This window comes from Paraburkholderia fungorum (assembly GCF_046027215.1).
In the GTDB taxonomy this organism is placed as follows: domain Bacteria; phylum Pseudomonadota; class Gammaproteobacteria; order Burkholderiales; family Burkholderiaceae; genus Paraburkholderia; species Paraburkholderia fungorum_D.
Genome location: NZ_JAQQEN010000001.1, coordinates 2,432,786 through 2,451,765, shown reverse-complemented (window position 1 = coordinate 2,451,765; position 18,980 = coordinate 2,432,786). Strand labels below are relative to the sequence as shown.

Annotated in this window: 20 protein-coding genes; 9 read left to right on the top strand and 11 right to left on the bottom strand. The window is 60.8% G+C overall.

The annotated features are described in order from the left end of the window. Positions 1-7: 7 nt before the first annotated feature. Positions 8-229 carry a hypothetical protein gene (locus PQR27_RS10875; protein WP_408523658.1) on the bottom strand — a complete coding sequence of 74 codons (222 nt, stop codon included), beginning with the start codon at positions 227-229 and terminating at the stop codon, positions 8-10. 334 nt (positions 230-563) lie between these two features. On the opposite strand from PQR27_RS10875, the gene acs reads away from it, so the two are divergent. Both acs and PQR27_RS10865 read left to right on the top strand, forming a co-directional pair. Continuing rightward, positions 564-2,537, top strand: a complete 1,974-nt coding sequence (gene acs, locus PQR27_RS10870; protein WP_408523657.1) for an acetate--CoA ligase — start codon at positions 564-566, stop codon at positions 2,535-2,537. Between the two features lie 55 nt (positions 2,538-2,592). Beyond that, on the top strand, positions 2,593-3,192 hold the full coding sequence (locus tag PQR27_RS10865; protein WP_408523656.1) for an acetate uptake transporter: 600 nt from the start codon (positions 2,593-2,595) through the stop codon (positions 3,190-3,192). Positions 3,193-3,326: 134 nt separating this feature from the next. Here the strand turns inward: PQR27_RS10865 and PQR27_RS10860 are convergent, their stop codons facing one another. Next, complete coding sequence (locus tag PQR27_RS10860; RefSeq protein ID WP_408523655.1) at positions 3,327-3,851, bottom strand: universal stress protein; 525 nt, start codon at positions 3,849-3,851, stop codon at positions 3,327-3,329. 134 nt (positions 3,852-3,985) lie between these two features. After that, a complete protein-coding gene (locus PQR27_RS10855) occupies positions 3,986-4,705 on the bottom strand; it encodes a Crp/Fnr family transcriptional regulator (protein ID WP_408523654.1) in 720 nt (239 codons plus the stop codon). Between the two features lie 490 nt (positions 4,706-5,195). Here PQR27_RS10855 and PQR27_RS10850 point away from each other — a divergent pair, with 490 nt between their 5' ends. The 3 genes from PQR27_RS10850 (at position 5,196) to PQR27_RS10840 (ending at position 7,580) form a co-directional block, all read left to right on the top strand. Beyond that, entirely contained in the window at positions 5,196-6,224 is a 1,029-nt protein-coding gene (locus tag PQR27_RS10850) for a DnaJ C-terminal domain-containing protein (RefSeq protein WP_408525459.1), read from the top strand. A gap of 11 nt (positions 6,225-6,235) precedes the next feature. Further along, positions 6,236-6,547, top strand: a complete 312-nt coding sequence (locus tag PQR27_RS10845; protein ID WP_408523653.1) for a chaperone modulator CbpM — start codon at positions 6,236-6,238, stop codon at positions 6,545-6,547. Positions 6,548-6,815: 268 nt separating this feature from the next. After that, positions 6,816-7,580: a sensor histidine kinase gene (locus PQR27_RS10840; protein WP_408523652.1), complete on the top strand. Its 765-nt coding sequence runs from the start codon at positions 6,816-6,818 to the stop codon at positions 7,578-7,580. A gap of 108 nt (positions 7,581-7,688) precedes the next feature. On the opposite strand, the gene PQR27_RS10835 is transcribed toward PQR27_RS10840, so the two are convergent. Continuing rightward, entirely contained in the window at positions 7,689-8,573 is an 885-nt protein-coding gene (locus PQR27_RS10835) for a LysR family transcriptional regulator (RefSeq protein ID WP_408523651.1), read from the bottom strand. Between the two features lie 185 nt (positions 8,574-8,758). On the opposite strand from PQR27_RS10835, the gene PQR27_RS10830 reads away from it, so the two are divergent. After that, on the top strand, positions 8,759-9,757 hold the full coding sequence (locus PQR27_RS10830; RefSeq protein ID WP_527250873.1) for an NAD(P)H-quinone oxidoreductase: 999 nt from the start codon (positions 8,759-8,761) through the stop codon (positions 9,755-9,757). 184 nt (positions 9,758-9,941) lie between these two features. Here the strand turns inward: PQR27_RS10830 and PQR27_RS10825 are convergent, their stop codons facing one another. Then, positions 9,942-10,859: a LysR substrate-binding domain-containing protein gene (locus tag PQR27_RS10825; RefSeq protein WP_408523649.1), complete on the bottom strand. Its 918-nt coding sequence runs from the start codon at positions 10,857-10,859 to the stop codon at positions 9,942-9,944. Positions 10,860-11,106: 247 nt separating this feature from the next. Here PQR27_RS10825 and PQR27_RS10820 point away from each other — a divergent pair, with 247 nt between their 5' ends. Both PQR27_RS10820 and PQR27_RS10815 read left to right on the top strand, forming a co-directional pair. Then, complete coding sequence (locus PQR27_RS10820) at positions 11,107-11,523, top strand: DoxX family protein (RefSeq protein ID WP_408523648.1); 417 nt, start codon at positions 11,107-11,109, stop codon at positions 11,521-11,523. A gap of 181 nt (positions 11,524-11,704) precedes the next feature. After that, positions 11,705-12,403, top strand: coding sequence for a pirin family protein (locus PQR27_RS10815; protein WP_408523647.1), 699 nt, complete (start codon positions 11,705-11,707; stop codon positions 12,401-12,403). A 28-nt stretch (positions 12,404-12,431) separates the two neighbouring features. Here PQR27_RS10815 and PQR27_RS10810 read toward each other — a convergent pair whose 3' ends face one another. After that, positions 12,432-13,277: an aldo/keto reductase gene (locus PQR27_RS10810; protein ID WP_408523646.1), complete on the bottom strand. Its 846-nt coding sequence runs from the start codon at positions 13,275-13,277 to the stop codon at positions 12,432-12,434. A gap of 80 nt (positions 13,278-13,357) precedes the next feature. Further along, positions 13,358-14,224 carry a pirin family protein gene (locus PQR27_RS10805; RefSeq protein ID WP_408523645.1) on the bottom strand — a complete coding sequence of 289 codons (867 nt, stop codon included), beginning with the start codon at positions 14,222-14,224 and terminating at the stop codon, positions 13,358-13,360. Between the two features lie 148 nt (positions 14,225-14,372). Here PQR27_RS10805 and PQR27_RS10800 point away from each other — a divergent pair, with 148 nt between their 5' ends. Beyond that, the gene (locus PQR27_RS10800; RefSeq protein WP_408523644.1) at positions 14,373-15,275 is read left to right on the top strand and encodes a LysR family transcriptional regulator; all 903 of its coding nucleotides are present in this window, start codon (positions 14,373-14,375) and stop codon (positions 15,273-15,275) included. A gap of 21 nt (positions 15,276-15,296) precedes the next feature. Here PQR27_RS10800 and PQR27_RS10795 read toward each other — a convergent pair whose 3' ends face one another. From PQR27_RS10795 to PQR27_RS10780, 4 genes are all read right to left on the bottom strand, one after another. After that, positions 15,297-15,752, bottom strand: coding sequence for a MarR family winged helix-turn-helix transcriptional regulator (locus tag PQR27_RS10795; RefSeq protein ID WP_408525458.1), 456 nt, complete (start codon positions 15,750-15,752; stop codon positions 15,297-15,299). A 355-nt stretch (positions 15,753-16,107) separates the two neighbouring features. Further along, a complete protein-coding gene (locus PQR27_RS10790; RefSeq protein ID WP_408523643.1) occupies positions 16,108-16,371 on the bottom strand; it encodes an SDR family oxidoreductase in 264 nt (87 codons plus the stop codon). Positions 16,372-16,384: 13 nt separating this feature from the next. Next, positions 16,385-17,653, bottom strand: a complete 1,269-nt coding sequence (locus PQR27_RS10785; RefSeq protein WP_408523642.1) for a Rieske 2Fe-2S domain-containing protein — start codon at positions 17,651-17,653, stop codon at positions 16,385-16,387. Between the two features lie 24 nt (positions 17,654-17,677). Next, positions 17,678-18,925: a Rieske 2Fe-2S domain-containing protein gene (locus PQR27_RS10780; RefSeq protein ID WP_408523641.1), complete on the bottom strand. Its 1,248-nt coding sequence runs from the start codon at positions 18,923-18,925 to the stop codon at positions 17,678-17,680. Positions 18,926-18,980: the final 55 nt, after the last annotated feature.

The following is an 18,980-nucleotide window of genomic DNA, read 5'->3' as shown; positions in this document are numbered from 1 at the left end:
TTTGCCCTTACCTTTGCCCTTGCATGCGAGCGGACCCGTTGTCGATCTGGTCGAACATCCAGAGCAGACGCATCACGCGCCGGGCACCATCTGGAAGCAATGCCTGCTCTGTTTCCAGCGCTGCGATGCGGCGCTGCCAATAGACGAGTCCTAGCGCGCTGTCAGCGACGAGGTGCGGGACGATGCGTTCAAGATGACTAAGATCCTGTTCAAGCTGATGATGCGACACGTCGCTCCCATGTAGAACATCTGAAGCTCCTGATGCATGAAACTTCAGTCAATCTCGCGGCCAATCCGTCCGTCACCACATCGACGATTGTCAAGGGGCGCTGAGCGAGTTGCGTGTACCGACTGTATACCCATCGAGCCGTGCACGCACGCTTTCCTGCCGGTACGGCACCGTACCGACTTTCGGCCGGAGCGCGCGCATGGTCGTTGCAAGCCATTTATTTTTCATTGGACCGATTACGCGCATCGCATTGTCACGCAGAGCGCGGCACGGGCCCCGTCACTAACCGAAAAGTACTCGTCAAGCGCGTATGAAAGCGTGCAAGGGAGACGATATGTCAACCACTGATTCGATTCTGGAGGAACCGCAAGCCTTCCTTCCGCACGCCAGTGTCGCGGCTTTCGCCGCGATCTCAGGCATGGAGGCCTATCGTGCGCTGGTCGCCGAAGCCGAACACGACTACACGGGATTCTGGGCGCGGCGCGCGCGAGAGATGCTGCATTGGCACACGCCGTTCTCTTCAGTTCTCGATGAATCGCACGCACCGTTCTACGAATGGTTCAAGGACGGCACACTGAACGCGTCGTACAACTGCCTCGACCGTCACGTCGAAGCCGGCAACGGTGACCATGCTGCCGTGATCTTCGAAGCGGATGACGGTACCGTCACACGTGTGACCTATCGACAGTTGCTCGAGCGCGTGTGCCGGTTCGCTAACGCATTGCGAACCCGCGGCGTGAAGAAGGGCGACCGCGTGGTGATCTATATGCCGATGTCGATCGAGGGCATTGTGGCAATGCAGGCCTGCGCGCGGATCGGCGCCACGCATTCGGTCGTGTTTGGCGGCTTCTCGTCGAAGTCGCTCAACGAACGGATCGTCAACGTGGGCGCGATCGCGTTGGTCACCTGCGACGAACAGATGCGCGGCGGCAAAGCATTGCCGCTGAAGAACATCGCGGACGAAGCGCTCGCGATAGGCGGTTGCGACGCGGTGAAGAGCGTCATCGTCTATCGTCGCACGGGCGGCCACGTTGCGTGGCACGAAGGGCGCGACCTGTGGATGCACGAACTCGCGCAAGCCGAAGAAGGCATTTGCGAGCCGGAATGGGTCGGCGCGGAACACCCGCTTTTCATTCTCTATACGTCCGGCTCGACCGGCGTGCCGAAGGGGGTGCAGCACAGCACGGGCGGCTTCCTGATGTGGGCCGCGCAGACCATGAAATGGACTTTCGACGCGAAACGCAGCGACGTGTTCTGGTGCACCGCCGATATCGGCTGGATTACCGGCCACAGCTATATCGCGTACGGTCCGACCGCAATCGGCGCCACCCAGGTCGTATTCGAAGGTGTGCCGACGTATCCGAACGCAGGACGCTTCTGGGACATGATCGCGAAACACCGGGTGACGGTGTTCTATACGGCGCCGACCGCGATCCGCTCGCTGATCAAACTCGCTGAGTCCGATCCCGAGGTGCATCCGGACCGTTACGACCTGTCGACGTTGCGACTGCTCGGCACGGTTGGCGAGCCGATCAATCCAGCCGCGTGGACGTGGTTCTACGAACACGTCGGCCATAGCCATTGTCCTGTCATCGACACATGGTGGCAAACCGAAACCGGCGGCCACATGATTGCGCCGATGCCGGGCGCCACGCCGCTTGTGCCAGGATCGTGCACGTTGCCGCTGCCCGGCATCATGGCCGCGGTGGTCGACGAAACCGGGCAGGCTGTGCCGAACGGGCAGGGTGGCATTCTGGTCATCAAACGGCCATGGCCATCGATGCTGCGCAACGTATGGGGCGATCCGGACCGCTACAGGAAGAGTTATTTCCCCGAGGAGCTTGGCGGCACACTGTATCTCGCGGGTGACGGCGCGGTGCGTGATGAGGACACGGGCTACTTCACGATTACCGGACGGATTGACGACGTGTTGAACGTATCGGGCCACCGGCTCGGCACGATGGAGATCGAGTCGGCGCTGGTCGCGAATCCACTGGTCGCGGAGGCCGCGGTTGTCGGCCGCGCTGACGAAACGACCGGCGAAGTGGTGATCGCGTTCGTGGTGTTGAAGGGCGCGCGGCCAACCGGCGATGTGGCGATCAGAATCGCCAGCGAACTGCGCAACTGGGTCGGCAAGGAAATCGGGCCAATCGCAAAGCCGAAAGAAATCCGCTTCGGCGAAAATTTGCCGAAAACCCGCTCGGGCAAGATCATGCGCCGCCTGCTGCGCTCGCTTGCGGCCGGCGAAGAGATCACTCAGGACGTATCCACGCTGGAAAATCCGGCGATTCTCGATCAGCTCGGGTGATTTTTCGCGGAGGTTGCGAGGTCACCGGAACGCTTTTTATCTTCAGGAGCAGGCCATGGCCAGCGCACCGATCCGAACCACACTAGCGAACCCCGCGCCACTGGGTCTCGCTGGCTTTGCATTGACGACGTGGCTGCTGAGCATGATCAACGCCGGCTGGTTTTCGGGCGAGTCGATGGGGATGGTGCTCGCCTGCGCGCTGGCCTATGGCGGCACGGCGCAGGCGATAGCCGGCATCATGGAGTTGCCGCGCGGCAATACCTTTGGCGCCACCGCTTTCCTGAGCTACGGCGCGTTCTGGTGGTCGTTTGCGCTCTTCGTACTGTTTCTGCACGACAAGGTGCCACCGGCGTTCGTCGGCTGGTATCTGTTCCTTTGGGGTGTCTTCACGTTCTATATGTGGCTGGCCACCTTCCGTTCACCGCGCGCGTTGCAGTTCATCTTTCTGGCGCTGTGGATCACGTTTGGCCTGCTGGCTGGGGGAGAGTGGACTGGCTCGGTGCTGGTGCGGATGGCGGGCGGATATATGGGGCTCGTCACGGCGGCTCTCGCGTTCTATCTCTCCGCAGCCGATGTGATCAACGAAGTGCACGGGCGAGTTGTTCTGCCAGTGGGCGAACCGAGGGTTTTCAGCCGGCATGCCGTGGCGCTCTGATCGATCGCCACCATGCTCAAATACGCGCGCTGAAGGTGATCAGCGCGCGGCCCAACCTGCGCGGCGCGGCCTACGCGGCCCGGCCTACGCGGCGCGGCCAATCGCCACAAAATCATCGCGATGATGTCGCCGCTCTAGCGCGGCAGTTCGTACATCGCGGCGGCTATGTCGGCGTGCCCCGGCTTCGCGACGTGTGCATGCTCTGTCTGCGCCTGCCGGCCCGGAACCAGCAGTACCGGACAGCACGCACTCCGCACCACCCGCTCGGCGACGCTGCCGAGAAACAGGCGTCGGAAACCGCGCCGGCCATGCGTGCCGAGCACCAGCAGGTCCGCGTTGAATTCGGTCGCCGTGATCCGGATACGCTCCGAGATGTCTTCGCCGACCGGATCGACATCCACGATCCGTGGCGAGCCTGCGACGTTTTCGTGCTTCATTCGCGCCAACGCATCAGCGAGCAGCTTGCGGCCTTCTTCGACGAACGCGTCGCGCAGGATCGTCGGATCGTAGCCGAATGCGTCGTAAGCCATCAACGGGTTGTCGATGACATAAAGCGGCTGCAATTGGGCATCGTTGTCGTGTGCGAGTTGCAAGGCGGCGTCGAAGGCATGTTCTGACGTGTCGCTGCCGTCGATTGCTACCAGAATGCGCTTATACATGTCGGCCTCGTAGAGTGTGAAAAGTCTGCGTGTCTTCACTCGATCCTACGCCCTGGCACCGGGGTAAAGCCGTCCGCCACCGTACCGACTTCCACGAATTCGGCGCGCGCTGTGTGTCAGCGCGCGGATGGGATTCATATCGCTTTCAGATCGGGCAACAGGCGGTCGAATTCCCGCCTCACCACGTTGTAGCACTCGCATACACGCGCTTCCAGTCCGGGGCGATTCAATACCTGTATATGGCCGTGGCTGTAGCTAATCAGCCCCGCGTCCTGCAGTTTCAAGGCGGCTTCCGTGACCCCGGAGCGCCGCACGCCCAGCATGTTGGCGATCAGTTCCTGGGTCATCGTCAATTCGTTGGACGGCAGCCGGTCGATGCTGAGCAGCAGCCATCGGCAAAGTTGCTGGTCGATCGAGTGATGCCGGTTGCACACAGCCGTTTGCGCCATCTGCGTGATGAGCGCCTGGGTATAGCGGAGCAGCAGTCGTTGCACCGGGCCGGCACGGTGAAATTCTTCTTTCAGGATGCGCGCGTCGAGCCGGTACGCGTGGCCGGCGCTTTGTACGACCGCGCGGCTAGGCGTCGTTTCGCCGCCCATGAACAGCGCGATACCGATTAGCCCCTCGTTACCGACAATCGCGATTTCAGCGGATGCTCCGTCCTCCATGACGTAGAGCAGCGAGATGATTGCGGTGGTGGGGAAATAGACATGGTCCAGCCTGTCGCCCGACTCGTAGACAACTTGCCCCAGCGGCATATCGAGCGAGACGAGGTGAGACCCGATGCGGTCCCATTCAGACTGGGGCAGCACAGAAAGCAGATGATTGTCTTCCGGTTGACGTGTGATCGACATGAGTCATCTCCCGAAGTCCTGCAAGATAATGGGTTCTGGTTTCACAGAATTGACCCGAAGAAGACTCTCACCGTCCACGCGGGCCGAATGTGACATCGACGAAATTGGGGGCTCGGTGAGCATACGGGTTCGTCGACACCGCAAAGCGGACCATAGCACGAGTAAATTATAGTTCGTGCCAGCCCTGACATTGACCGCGACGCAGTGCGTTTTTTTAGTTTGAAAGCGCGGTGCGCAATCCGCCTGTGGCTCCGCGGCATCACGCTCACGGGGTCTGCAAAGCCGTACGGCACCGTACCGACTTTCACTATCCCCACGCGCACCGTGGTCATGGATGGGTCGAACCTCGACTGTCCACCACATCATGACCGCACCTCCACGGCCACTAAAGGCGCCGGGCGGTTGGCCCAGCATGTGCCTGACCACCGGTATCGGTTTTGCCAGGGCGCTGGACAGTTTCCTCGTGTCGTCCCATCGGCCTGTCTTCGAAATGAAATACAAGGACTATTACGTGACGCTGGGATTGTCGCGCAGCGCGACACAGGACGACATCAGGCGCGCCTATCGCAAGCTCGCCCGCAAATATCACCCGGATCTCAGCAAACTCGACGACGCAGAGGCACGCTTCAAGGAACTCGGCGAAGCGTACAGCGTGCTCAAGGACACGGAAAAACGCGCGGCCTACGACCGGATGGGTGATCAGTGGAGCAACGGTCAGGACTTCCAGCCGCCGCCACAGTGGGACGAGGGCTTCGAATTCAGCGGTGCGGACAATCAGGCAGGGGACGAAGCGCGTTTCAGCGAATTTTTCGACGCGCTATTCGGCGGAGCGCGTTCCGGCGGCGGCCATGCCTCGCCCGGACGAAAACGGCAGACCGCGAGTTCCGGCCACAGTGCGGGAATGGCGCAGGATCTGGAGGACGCTTACAGCGGTGGGCCCTATTCAGTGCCTGGCGATGACCACCACGCCAAGGTCGTCATCGATCTGGAGGACGCGTATTGTGGCGCCCAGCGTTCGATTTCTCTGGATACGCCGGTGCTCGACGCGAGCGGCCACGTCACGACGCAATCGCGGACGCTGAACGTCTCCATTCCGAAGGGCGTGTACGGCGGCCAGCATTTGCGGCTGGTCGGCCAGGGCGGGGCCGGGTTCGGCGACGGGCGCGCGGGAGACCTCTATCTCGAGATTCGCATTCGCGAACACGGACGTTTTCGCGTCGATGGCCGCGACGTAACAATCGACGTGCCGGTCGCCCCCTGGGAAGCCGCGTTGGGCGCCAGGATTACCGTGCCGACGCCCGACGGCGCGGTGGAATTGACGGTCCCTCAGAACTCCGTCGGCGGGCGGCGCTTGCGCCTCAGAGGCAAAGGCATCCCGGCAAGTGGTCCGACTGTCGTGCCGGGCGACCTCTATGCGCAACTGAACATCGTTCTGCCGTCGGCCGAGAGCGATCAGGCACGCGCTGCCTACGAGACGATGCGGCAAGCGTTCAGCTTCGATCCGCGAGCGCATCTTTAAGGTGATCCGTCATGAAAAAATCGAGCACTGCCTGGTTAGACGGCCTGATTGTTGAAGAGCAGGTGGAATTCACTGCGTTCGAGTTGTGCCGGGCCACCGGCACCTCCGAGCATCAGTTGGCCCTGTGGATCGACCAGGGGGCCATTGAGCCGAAACGCGTCAACGGGGACGTGGTGCCGTACTTTGACGGCGTATCGCTGCGCCGTGTCCGGACAGCCCGACGCCTCGCCCGCGATCTCCAGATCAATGCCGCGGGCATCGCGCTCGCGCTTGATCTGCTCGATGAACTCGAAGTCTTGCGCGCGCAACTACTCAGGCGATAGCGGCGGACTCAACGCGGTTATTTTTACCGACTTGAACGCCACCGTACAGACGTACTGCGTCGATCCGTGGGATCGTTCTCCTGGAACCTGCGCGTACCAGTGATTTTCGGCTCACTTTCGCGAGGCAGGTATCGGCGAACAGCCGCTTATGCATCCGTCGCGGCCGACAGGCCGCGATCTGGAGATTGACATGTCAGCTCAACCAGGGTCTTTCCGGTGGTCAATTGTTACGCACAAGGCACAGCGCATAAATGTGCCGGACGAGATGATGGAATTGCCGCAGCAACGGCCCTTCATCGCCTTTGCCAATCATCGCTCGTCTGTGCCTCGTGATATTGACGCGCTGCGACTCAAAGACGAAATTCTTGCGATGGTGGCGCACGAGCTTCGCGGACCGTTATCGCCGATGCAACTCGCCACTCATCTCATCCGCAGGGCGTCGTCAGATCGACCGGAAGTGCTGAGGTCGATCGACATGATTGACCGGCAAATCGCACAGATTGCCCGATTTGCCGAGGATCTGATGGACGCAATCCGCGTCGACCATGGTGCGCTGCGGGTGAACAAGGTCCCTGTCGATATCGTGGCGGTGCTTGCCGCTCCGCTGAGCGCGGCTGCACTGGCCGCAGCGCAGCGCAGCCAGGCCTTCAACATCCAGATCGCCGACAAGGCGCTGCGCGTTGAGGGCGATCCGGTGCGCCTCGCACAGGCCGTCAGCAACCTCCTGAATAACGCGGTGAAATACACGCCCGAATACGGTTGCATCAACGTGAATGTGCTCGCCGATCACAACACTCTTGTCGTATCCGTGAAAGACGATGGCCTGGGTATATCGGACGCGCTCCTGCCACATATCTTCGACCTGTTCGCTCAATCCAGCAGAACGATCGCGGCGAGTGCCGGCGGCCTGGGAGTCGGTCTCGCTGTCGTAAAAGCCGTTGCCGAGGCGCATGGCGGGACGGTGTCGGCAATCAGTGCCGGGCCAGGTGCCGGGAGCGAATTCATGCTTCGACTGCCCATCGTGGTGGAATAGTGCCCGGTGCGGGTTAGCGTGATGCCCGGCATGCTATCTGTTGAATGACGTAGGGCCGCTGATTGCAACTAACTCGCCACGCAGCCGCCGCAGCCAGGTCGCGCGTGGCTATTTTTTGTGGGTTGTGTGATCCTCGAATGCGGCGACGATGCCTTCGATCATTGCGGCGATGCGCGCGGTATGCCGAAGGTCCTGATGCGTGACGAGCCAGACTTCGTAGACCGCCCCACGGGCGGGTTCCGGCCATATCTGCACGAGGCCGTCGTGTTCCGCCAGATGGATCGGAAGCTCACCAATGCCGATGCCGGCCTTTACCGCGGTACGCAGCATGAGGCTGGAATTGAAGGTCGATACGATGCGCCCCGCGTGTACCGGTTCGCCAGCGAGAGTAGGTGATCGATTACCGGTCCAGTTTCCCTGATAGACGACCAGATCGTGGCCCGCGAATGCGGAGCCAGGTTCAGGCTTGCCGTACTGCTCGAGATAAGCATTCGATGCAAAGAGCGCCATGGGCCAGCGAGCCAGGCGCCGCGCGACAAGATCGGGATTGTCCGGTCTGACTGAGCGGACCGCGATATCCGCTTCGCGCTTTGCCAGATTCAGCATGCGTGTCGACGTGTCCAGCAGGACGCGCACTTCGGGATGCGCAGCATGCAGGCGTTCGATGGCGGGAAGCAGGAATTCGAGCGCAATCGAGTCGGTGCTGGTGACTCTTACATCCCCCGCAAGCCGAGTATCCGTGCCTTGAGTTCGTCTGACGAGTTCGTGCGCGGAATGTTCCATTTTCTCCGCCGATTTCAGCGCCGCCTCGCCTGCGGTGGTCAACGCATAACCCTCAGACGTGCGCAGGAAGAGCGTTGCGCGCAGCGCGTGCTCCAGTGCCGCAATCCGCCTGCCGACCGTTGCCTGATCGAGATTGAGCGTTCTGGCCGCTCCACGGAGCGTTTTCTCGCGCTCCACCGCGAGAAACACTCGCGCGTCGTCCCAGTTCATCGTGCCACCCTCCTGATGCAAATTTGCATTCATAAACGCGAATAATGCTGCACATATTCATCAGTGTCGAGACCTATACTTCAATGCAGGAGTTCCTCGTTCAACGGTCCGCCCGGATCCAGCGAGCCTCACCCATAGAAGGAGTGGTATCCATGTCTGCTTCAACTTATCGTGTGCCGTCGTCCATGACCGCCATTGAAATCACACAGCCCGGCGGTCCTGAGGTCCTGGTGCCGACTACGCGCCCGGTGCCGACGCCGGCCGCCGATCAGGTTCTGATCCGCATCCACGCAGCTGCCGTGAACGGCCCCGACGTTTTCCAGCGCAAAGGGCTGTATGATCCGCCCCCCGGCGCTTCGGACATTCCAGGGCTGGAAGTGGCAGGTCAAGTGGTTGCCGTCGGCGCCGACGTGTCCGAATTCCAGATCGGCGAACTGGTGTGTGCATTGATTCCTGGCGGTGGCTACGCAGAATATGCCGTCGCGCATGCCTGCAACACGATGCGTATCCCCAAAGGCCTGACGTTGGTGGAAGCGGGGGCCATGCCCGAAACGTTTATGACGGTATGGCTGAACCTGTTCCAGCGCGGCAAGCTGGTTGCCGGCGAATCGGTGTTGATCCATGGCGGTGCGTCAGGTATCGGTACCACGGCGACCATGCTGGCGAAGGCATTCGGCGCTGCGAAAATCATCACGACAGTTGGCTCGGAGGCGCATCGCGAAGCCAGTCTGGCGCTAGGCGCGGACGTCGCGATAAATTACCGCGACGACGATTTCGTCGCCGAGACAAAGCAGGCTACCGATGGAAAAGGGGCCGACGTGATCCTCGACATCATTGCCGGCGACTACGTGGCTAGAAACTACGACGCCGCAGCCATGGACGGACGGATCCTCCAGGTGGGCGTGATCAAGGGGCCGGCGAAGGATCTTAACCTCGTGCCGATGCTGACGAAACGTCTGACGCATATGGGTTCGACATTGCGATCGCGCACATCCGCGGACAAGGCAACCATCGTCAATGAACTGGAGCGGCAGGTCTGGCCGCACATCGAGAGCGGCAAGATCAAGCCCATTGTCTACAAGACCTTTGCGCTGGCCGACGCTCGCGGCGCGCACGAGCTGATCGATTCCGGCACCCACTTTGGCAAGATTGTCCTGACGACAGGTGCCGATCTGATTGACTGAAGCGTGGCCCTCGGTGGCACAAATTGTGCGCTGGAGACCCTTGCATCCGCCGATAAGCCAATTGGCCGCTCGGCGGTATGGACGCTGCGCACGCTGTGCTAGATCGCTACGGTGAGTATGGGCGCGGCGCTGATTGCGCGGTTTGCCTGCGAGGTGCTTTCGTGAGTCATGCTTGACGGCCGCACTACCACTTCCGGTGCAGGTCCTGGAATCCCGACACCAGGGCGTCAAGCAGATGCCGGACGGCCGGAACCATGCCGCGGCGCGTGGGGAAAATCGCGTGGACGAGGCCTGGCGCCGTGGCCAGACCTGCCAGCAAGTGCTGCAACCGGCCGGCCTCAATATCGGCGTCCACCAGCCCGTGGGGCAGCATGGCCACCCCTACGCCTTGCAAGGCGGCAACCCGCAGGCTGGCCAGGTCGTCCGTAGCCAGACGAGGCTGATGCGCCCATGACGTCGGGCCACCCTTTGCGTCCACCAGGTTCCAGACAAAGCGCTCACTGCTGCTGGACATGGCAAGGGTCGGCCACTCCTTGAGCGAGTCAAGGGAACTGGGCACAGGATGGCGCGACGCCAGCTCTGGACTGGCGACCAGAATCTGAACAGAGATGCCCAGTTGCCGGACTGCGAGGTCAGTGTTTTCAAGCGGAGGAAGCCTCACCCGGACGGCGAAGTCCAGACCTTCCTCGATCACATCCACGCGACGGTTGGTGGCATCGACCAGGACCTGCACTTGCGGATTGTCCTGGACATACTGCGCAATGATCGCGGCGATGCCGGAGTTCAGCAATCCTATGGGGCAGCTTATCCGGATGGTGCCCTGCGGTGTTGAACGCGTCTGGTCCACAAAGTCCCTGGCGGCCTTCGATTCCGCCACGAGAGCAAGGCAATGCTGGTGGAACCGCCGGCCGGTTTCCGTCAGGGACAGGCTCCGGCTGGTGCGATTGAGCAGACGAACGCCAAGCTCCTCCTCCAGTGCGCGTATCCGCCGGCTGAGTTTCGACGTCTGTACGCCCAGGCTGCGCGCCGCTGCCGTGAAGCTTCCGTGCTCGACGACTTCCGCGAAGAGCCGAAGATCATTGAGGTCTGTGATCTGGTCCATCGACTGGCCTCAGTTAGGTTTTATCTTTCTACCAGAAGCAACGATGCTTTGCAATTCTGGAGATATGCGCACGATCGTTGTGGATTTAGCATCGTTTCAAGGCCCAAACCATTGCTGATTTCTGTGGGCCGTTGATTTCCCGTCGTCCCATTCGGGGTGATCGGAAGCGAAGGCGGGCATGCTCATATTACTGGCCAGGTTCCAATATTGGCAGTCCACCTAACTAAATTCATTTCAGGAGTTCGTGATGGAAGGTTACAAGTTTCTGCCGCTGTTAGGTCGTATCCTGCTCGGCGCACCGTTTGTGATGAGCGGGCTGAGCAAGCTGGGCGCGTACGCCGCGACAGTCGGCTATATCGCGGCCGTTGGTCTGCCAGTGCCGCCGCTGGCGTTCATTATCGCGGTGGTCATCGAGCTGGGCGGTGGCCTGCTGCTGTTGTCGGGCTACCGGGTCCGCCTCGCATCGCTGGTAATGGCGGTGTTCTGTGTTGCGACGGCGGTGTTCTTCCACCACAACTTCGCCGACCAGAACCAGATGATTCACTTCCTCAAGAACGTGATGATGGCCGGTGGTCTCCTGCAGATCACCTACTTCGGTGCCGGCGCGTTCAGTCTGGACGGGCGGGCAGCCTCACGTGCGGGGTCTCTGGCAGCAAGTCTCTGACGGCGAGCTGGAGAAACGGATCCGTCGAGGCGACGACTCGCCTGACCGGATGGAGGATCGTCTCGTTCAGGTCGTTCCTCTGTCCGACGCCGGAGCCGATATGGCATTCCGTCATCTTGTCCGGGCTACCGTGTCGGTAGTCCGGAAACCTCATTTGTGGCGATAGCAAAAGGAAGTAGAGATGCTTGTACATCGGCGTTGGGATTCACTCGGTCGTGCGGATCTGGGCTGGCTGACCGCGAGACACCATTTTGCGGTCAGCGCCGCGGACGATCCTTCACATGAAGCGTTGGGCCCACTGATTGTGTGGAACGACGATGAAATCGCCATCGGCAGCGGTTTCCCCATGCACGGGCATCGCAACATGGAGATCATCACCTATGTCCGCCAGGGCATGGTGGGGCATCGCGACACTTTGGGATCCGAAGGAACGACTCACGCGGGCGATGTTCAGGTCATGAGCGCCGGGACAGGGATACGCCACATGGAGTTCAATAGCGGTGATGTCCCGCTGAAGCTCTACCAGATATGGTTGGTCCCTCGTGTTTCCGGTGGCGAGCCGCGCTGGGCTACCAGGCCGTTTCCCAAGGGCGATCGCTCCGGCCGCTTTGTGGTGCTTGCCAGTGGCTATGATTCCGATGAAGGTGCGCTTCCCATCCGTGCCGACGCGCGGCTGCTTGCAGCAACGCTTCAGGCGGGAGAGAGCATCCATCAGGAGTTAGGTCCATCACGGCGAGCCTATCTTGTAGTGGCATCGGGACGAATCGAAGTGAATGGCGAGCCCGTGGGACCCCTTGATGGCATTGCGATGACGAAAGTGGCGACCGCCCAGATATCGGCTCTCGAAGACGCTGAACTGGTGATGGTGGAAGTCAGTTAAGTTCCTGTTTCGCGGTCCACCGGGGCAATCACCGTAGTCGAGGTTCCGTACTATCCCAAAGCGGTGCGAGTCCGCGCGGATCGACGATCCGACTGTCTGGCTGCGCCAGCGCATGAACGGCTGCCATGTCCGTAGGGCTCAATTCAAAGTCGAAGATTGCCATGTTTTGCCGCAGTCGCTCCGCCTGCGAGGTTCTTGAAAGTGCCACGATGCCTTGCTGCTGAACGAGCCATCGCAGAACAACTTGAGCGATAGTCTTGCCGTAGCGGACCGCTATTTCTTTCAGTGTGTTGTCCGAGAAGACGCGGCCCACCGCCATGCCGCAATACGCGGTCACGGAGAGCCCGGTCTGACGCGCACTTTCGATAAGCAACGACTGATCAAGATACGGGTGGTATTCGAACTGATTGGTGACGAGCGGAGTCTGCGAGAGTCCGATAGCTTCCGCCATGAGTTCCCGGTTGAAGTTGCTGACACCGATATGACGAACCTTGCCGGCCTTCACCGCCGCGTTGAGTCCTTCGATCTGTTCGGATAAAGGAACGTCTGTGCTGGGCCAATGCAGCAAGAGGAGGTCAATGTAACTCGTCTTCAGCTTGCGGAGGCTCTCATCGACCGACGCTTCGAACTTCCGGGAATCGTAATTGGAGACCCAGACCTTTGTCGTGATGAAGACTTCCGCCCTCGGGATTCCCGAAGCAGCGACGCATTCGCCTACGCTGGCCTCATTCCCGTAAATTTGTGCGGTGTCGATATGACGGAAACCAGCCCGAAGTGCTGCGGGGAGCAACCGATTGATTTCACCGTGGCTCATGCCATAAGTGCCGTAACCCAAGGCCGGAATCACGGCGTCACCCACTTGTACGCTTCGCATTGAAAATTTCCAGGGAATCGGGTGTGTGGAAAAGTGAGCCGCCAGCTTTATTCCAGGGCTCACACGAGTTCGAAAAAGCGTTACCTGATACGACCGGCGCGTCGGAGTTGTTCTCCTATCTCCACAATTCTATTTTCGCCGGCACGCAAAGCCTCCTGCGAGGTATGCACGGAGTAGTATCCCAGCACGAGTTCGTGGCGGTGCGCGATCGCGGAGCCAAGGACAAACTCCGAGTCTTCGTGGGCGATGAAATCCAGAACGTCCTCCGATTCGCTGAATACGACAAGCTCGGCGCCAATGCGGTGGTCCGCGACCTGAAGCGCGCCGCGCTGAATGCCAAGCCATGCGATGACATGGCCGGCTGGTGGCGTATATCGCCAACGCTCGCCCGCCGAAAGCCGCACGTGCAGGTAGTTGATACCTTGAGGCGCCGATACAGGGCTCTGGAGATTTTCGTAGTGGCCCAGAATGATTCTGGCTGGACCGGTTTTGGGAATCGCGTGGGCAGACAGATACTGGCTGTTGGGTTCACCCAGCTCAAGCTCATCCGGCAACGCCGTCCATAACTGATAGCCGCGCACGCGCGCACGGCCTTCCGGGTAGCCGTCATGCCACACGCCACCACCCGCGTTCATCCATTCGACACTTCCAGCCGACATGACGCCGGATGCGCCGGTCGTGTCTTCATAGCGAACTTCACCTTCCAGCAGGATCGTTGTAGTCGCGATACCGGAATGCGGATGCATGGAGAAGCGCGTTCCTGAATGCGGCGAAACGTCGAAATAGTCGAGAAAGACGAAGGGCTTGAGCAGTCCGCCAAGATCACCGGGACTGAACAGGCGGTTAACCGGACCGTGTTGCCTGCCCGCTGTGCGGGTGACAATCGTTCGCGTGGCGCGAATCGGACTCGGGAGACGGTCCTCGCCATTCTCTGAAAAAGATTCCACGTGGTTTTCCGACGTGGCGGATTCGCCTGTACGATAAGACATGGTGCCGTGCGTTCCTCAAATCTATTGACGTGGAAGAAGATTAAGAGTTGGCATCGATCAGGGGAAGCCTATTTATTTCGATGCGATCCATCGTGAGGAGCGATATATGCTAGATGGGGTTTCCCTGGATCAATTGCGGACATTTATTGCGGCAGTCGATGAAGGAAGTTTCTCTGCTGCGGGCCGCAGTCTGCGCAGAACGCAGTCGGTGGTCAGTCAGACGCTTGCGAATCTCGAAGCGCAAACAGGAATACAACTGTTCGACCGTAGCGGGCGCTTTCCGCGGCTGACTGCCGGAGGGGCCGCTCTGGTCAGCGAGGCCCGCGCAGTGATGCGCGGCATGGACGGATTCAAGGCTCGAGCCCGTACCCTCGCAGGGGGACTCGAGCCCGAACTGGCAATTGCCGTCGACGCGTTCTATCCGATCGAGCGAATGACTGCCGCGATGCGGGAATTTTCTGTCGAGTTTCCAGATACGCCGTTGCGCCTCTATGTCGACGTATTGGGTGGAGCGACGAAACGGATATTGGACCGTGTCTGCCGACTCGGCATCATTGGTTCAATGCCCGTCGTTCCGGAGGGCATACATGCCGAAAAAGTCCTGGATGTCAGCATGGTCACTGTCGTCGCCCCGACGCATCCGTTAGCAGCTTTTGCGCGTGTCATCGGAATGCCGGAGCTGGAAAGACATGTTCAGCTGGTCTTGACTGACAGCACGGATTTGACGGAAGGGACAAACTTCGAAGTCTTTTCGCCGCTCACCTGGAAACTGGCAGACCTGCATGCGAAGCACGAGTTTCTGCGAGCCGGTTTTGGGTGGGGGCACATGCCGCTTGCGATGGTAAAGGGCGACATTGCTTCTGGCGCGCTGCACCGGCTTCGCCTTGATAAATTTGAACCGGCGACGCCTTCGATTCCGATGTTCGCCGCGTATAGAAAGGACACGCCGCCTGGTCCCGCCGGCAGCTGGTTCGTCAAGGCTCTGAAGGCAGGGCCTGCGGCTATGTAGATGTAGTTCCTGGCGTTCCGATCATTCGCGCTTGCGCGGCGAGCGCGGCGTGCTTTTGGCTCGCGGCTTCGGCAATGCATGGTCGGGTTCTTCAAGACCCGGAAGTACCAGTTCTTCCATTAACGCCAATGTCCGCAGGCAGAACTCATTGCCCGCAGCGCGCTCTGCTTCAGAAAAGTGTGCAATCGCCGGCGCGATCGACGACTCATTCGCAAGCTTGACTATGGCCTTCTCAACGATGTCGAGGCCTTTCCTGGTCAGATGAACGATGAATCCGCCGCCGTGGCCGGGGTCAGGCAGACGCTCCACCATGCCGAGGCTCGCGAGGCGGTCAATCTTTTTGGTAACCGCACCTGAGGTGACGAGAAGAGCCCGATACAGGTCAGTCGGGCGCTTCGCGTACGGGTGGCCGTTGCGGCGCAGTGCCAGCAGCACACGCATATCCGACCCGCTAATACCACATAGGCCCTGGCACATTTTGTCAAACGCCTGTTCCACGAGCGTGCCTAGCCGCATGAAATAGATCGCGAGCAGGAAGTTTGAGAGATCGAGTTCGCTGTGTTCACGTTGCCACTGCAGCGTGATGAATTCAATGTGGCTGCTACCAGGAAGAGTCGGTTTTCTCGCGGGCCCGGGCTGTTCGACTGCCGCGTTCTTGCGGGCTCGGGTAGGCGCGGGTCGCTTTGTGGCGGCGATGCTCATCTCGATGACTTCCCTGGAAGGATATTCGCTCCGGTCGATTGTAGCGGGAGTGAACGCCCCGAGTCCATACCGGCGCGCGGCCGGGGCGCGGCACGACGATATCGAAGGCCTGACGGAGGCATCGCCGGTTTCAGGGAGTCGGGGTTGCTGAGGGGGCGAACGTAATGGGCGGAATGGCAGCAAGGACGCTGAGGCCGCCATCGACGGTGATGATTTCACCGGTCATATGGGCACTCAGGTCGGAGGCAAGGAATAACAGGTGCCCCGCGATTTCTGCCGGCGTGGCGGCGCGTCCAATCGGAATCGCGTTCCCGCCAAGCACCACGAAGCCGCGACCGTCGAGTCGTAGCAGCGACAAGTAGTCCGTCACATTGCTATGGGTGTTGTTGGTCACGCGAGTACCCTCCTCAGGCTGCCACTGCCTGGCGATGCGCTGGCAGCAGGTCTTGCCAGGCTGCACCATCTTCGAGCTGCCGGTCGCAGGCGCTCACGCCCCGCAGGTCGAGACCGAGCGCCGGCGGTTGCTGGTTCTCCATCACACGCCTGATCGATGCCAGGAGCACACGGCGCACGCGCACGACGGCCTGGTCGGCGGGTACCAGATGCTCGCGCGAGCGGTCGTAGAGGGGCCCCTGCGACAGCCCGATCGTTGCATCCTCCACCTCGACGCCGCGCAAGCCGGTCCAGTTTTCCTTCATCAGTTGGCGGTTCTGGCCGAAGCTGTCCGTCCAGCTAGCGGTGAACGTGCAATTCTTGCGGTCATAGCAGGTGGGGTCGTTCAGTCCGAGCAGCTCGATGATCTTCTCTTCGGTCACCGGGGCGTCGCCATGCACGACGATGTAGGTGCTGGTGTGCGTGTCGTCTTCGGGGACTTCGAGGACGGTGAACTGAAACGCCGGGGCAGGGATGATGCGGCCGTATGGAACGATAAACGGGACCACACGTGCGTTGCGGACTCCCGGCTCATCCGTCTTGCGCAGAGCGACATAATGGAACCCGAAGGCTGTTTCTTCGATCTTCAGAGCCGGTTCCAGGTCATTGGATGCAAGCGCAGCGGGATTGACTACGTCAGGGTTGCGCGTGAACTCGTCGTCTTTCCAGCCGGGGCGCGCCATGTTGGTGTGCAGTACGCCGACATGCGAGCTGTCCTCGCCACCCTCGACCAGCTGCAGATAGTTGCAGGCGACGTTGACGCGCAGCACGACCCGATGGTTCGGTGCGGAGTCCATGAAGGCGTAGCGCGAAAACGCCGGAAGCAGTTCGAGGGGGCCGACGTACGTCCAGACGATGCCGCCTTCTTCGCGCACTGGAAAGGCGGGTGCCTTCATCCGTGCCGCGTACTTCGGATCGGCGTGGTTCGGCGTTTCCAGCACGGCACCAGAAGCACTGAACTTCCAGCCGTGATAGAGGCAGCGGATGCCGCCTTCTTCGACTCGCCCAAGCGCGAGCGATGCGCCCCGGTGCATGCACAGCTCTTCCAGAAAGCCGACCTTGCCCTCGGTATCGCGGAACGCGACATAGTTTTCTCCGAGCAGACGAACGCGCAGCGGCGCGCAGTCCGGCTGCGGCAACTGGGCGGAGGTGCACACGGGGTGCCAGAAGCGTCGCATCAGGGTCCCGCCCGGGGTGCCCGGGCCGACACGGCAAAGAATCTCGTTGTCTGCGTGGCTCAACATTTCATGCTCCTTTCCTGACTTGAGTTATTGACTGCGCTCTGCGCGTACACCGTGGGACGAAACGATTCGATGGTGGGGAACCAGGGTCCGCCAGTCCTCGCCGAGGCCGATCTCGCCGGACACGCCAATTGCGCTGCCGGCGTCGGCTCGCACAGCGGCTATCTCCTGCTGGTCACGGGCCGCCCGGGCGTATGCCAGCAGGCAGCGCTGAAGACGGCTGATCGCGATGTCGGCAGTGGATAGCAGCTCCTGCGAGCGGTCGCGAATCGCGCCGCTCGACACGCTGCACGCGGCGTCTTCCTGCGTGATGCTGTCAAACCCAGTGAAGTGGCCGTTGCGCTGCTGGCCGCGGTCCTGGCGGTAGCCATTGGCAACGGACATCGCCGCCGACGTGTCACAGGTGTCGGCCGTCATGCCGTACTTGCGCAGCGTCGGCTCATCGAGGCCCACGAACGTGAGTTGTTCACTGCGCAACGGCTCTTCGCCCACGCGCTTTTCGGCATCCCACCACACGTGGTACAGGTTGCAGCGTTCGTCACTAACAGGGACGATCGCAAGCCATACATCCCCGTTTGCATTGGCGACGAAGCAGGGTGCAATGAACGCTGTGACGCGAGCAATGCGCTTGCCGCCGCTCTGGCGGATTGCAACGTAGTGGAAGCCGAAATCCGTCTCGTCTGCTTCGATCTCCGGGGCTGCGTCGAATTGCATATGCGAAGTCTTCTTCGCATAGTCGAGATTGGAGTCATTCGTCCGGGCCAGTGCGGAACTATGCAGAACGGTCAGATGCGATGAGTCGACGAGTCCTTCGATTACCTGAACAAAATTGGCGTTGACGACAGCGCAGGCGTTGATTCGATTCGAGTCCGGCTGGTCCATAAAGGTCCAGTGCGGGAAGGGCGGCGTTTCACCCTTTGGCCCCAGATAAGCCCAGACAATGCCGCCCGCTTCCTGCACCGGGTAGGTTCGGCCCTTGATGCGCTGTTTGAATTTCGGATCCTCGATGTTTGGGGTGTCGAGCACCGTTCCGTCCACCGCAAACTTCCAGCCGTGATAGATACAGCGCAGGCCATCGCCCTCGGCGCGCGCCAACTGCATTGACGCGCCCCGGTGCAGGCAACCTTCTGCATAGACGCCGGGCCGACCCTGCTGGTCGCGCCACACAACAAAACGCTCACCCAGCAGCTCTATCGTGCGTGGTTCTCCATTCGCCTGTGGCATGTCCGAGGACTGGATCACGGGCAGCCAGAAGCGGCGCATCGCGTCGCCCATGGCTGTACCCGCTCCGGTACGGCACATCAGTTCGTTATCTTGCTTGCTCAACATG

Coding starts and splice junctions, on each gene's coding strand:
- acs (WP_408523657.1), top strand. CDS start 564: ATGTCAACCACTGATTCGATTCTGGAGGAACCGCAAGCCTTCCTTCCG.
- PQR27_RS10865 (WP_408523656.1), top strand. CDS start 2,593: ATGGCCAGCGCACCGATCCGAACCACACTAGCGAACCCCGCGCCACTG.
- PQR27_RS10860 (WP_408523655.1), bottom strand. CDS start 3,851: ATGTATAAGCGCATTCTGGTAGCAATCGACGGCAGCGACACGTCAGAA.
- PQR27_RS10855 (WP_408523654.1), bottom strand. CDS start 4,705: ATGTCGATCACACGTCAACCGGAAGACAATCATCTGCTTTCTGTGCTG.
- PQR27_RS10850 (WP_408525459.1), top strand. CDS start 5,196: ATGAAATACAAGGACTATTACGTGACGCTGGGATTGTCGCGCAGCGCG.
- PQR27_RS10845 (WP_408523653.1), top strand. CDS start 6,236: ATGAAAAAATCGAGCACTGCCTGGTTAGACGGCCTGATTGTTGAAGAG.
- PQR27_RS10840 (WP_408523652.1), top strand. CDS start 6,816: ATGGAATTGCCGCAGCAACGGCCCTTCATCGCCTTTGCCAATCATCGC.
- PQR27_RS10835 (WP_408523651.1), bottom strand. CDS start 8,573: ATGAACTGGGACGACGCGCGAGTGTTTCTCGCGGTGGAGCGCGAGAAA.
- PQR27_RS10830 (WP_527250873.1), top strand. CDS start 8,759: ATGACCGCCATTGAAATCACACAGCCCGGCGGTCCTGAGGTCCTGGTG.
- PQR27_RS10825 (WP_408523649.1), bottom strand. CDS start 10,859: ATGGACCAGATCACAGACCTCAATGATCTTCGGCTCTTCGCGGAAGTC.
- PQR27_RS10820 (WP_408523648.1), top strand. CDS start 11,107: ATGGAAGGTTACAAGTTTCTGCCGCTGTTAGGTCGTATCCTGCTCGGC.
- PQR27_RS10815 (WP_408523647.1), top strand. CDS start 11,705: ATGCTTGTACATCGGCGTTGGGATTCACTCGGTCGTGCGGATCTGGGC.
- PQR27_RS10810 (WP_408523646.1), bottom strand. CDS start 13,277: ATGCGAAGCGTACAAGTGGGTGACGCCGTGATTCCGGCCTTGGGTTAC.
- PQR27_RS10800 (WP_408523644.1), top strand. CDS start 14,373: ATGCTAGATGGGGTTTCCCTGGATCAATTGCGGACATTTATTGCGGCA.
- PQR27_RS10795 (WP_408525458.1), bottom strand. CDS start 15,752: ATGTGCCAGGGCCTATGTGGTATTAGCGGGTCGGATATGCGTGTGCTG.
- PQR27_RS10785 (WP_408523642.1), bottom strand. CDS start 17,653: ATGTTGAGCCACGCAGACAACGAGATTCTTTGCCGTGTCGGCCCGGGC.
- PQR27_RS10780 (WP_408523641.1), bottom strand. CDS start 18,925: ATGGGCGACGCGATGCGCCGCTTCTGGCTGCCCGTGATCCAGTCCTCG.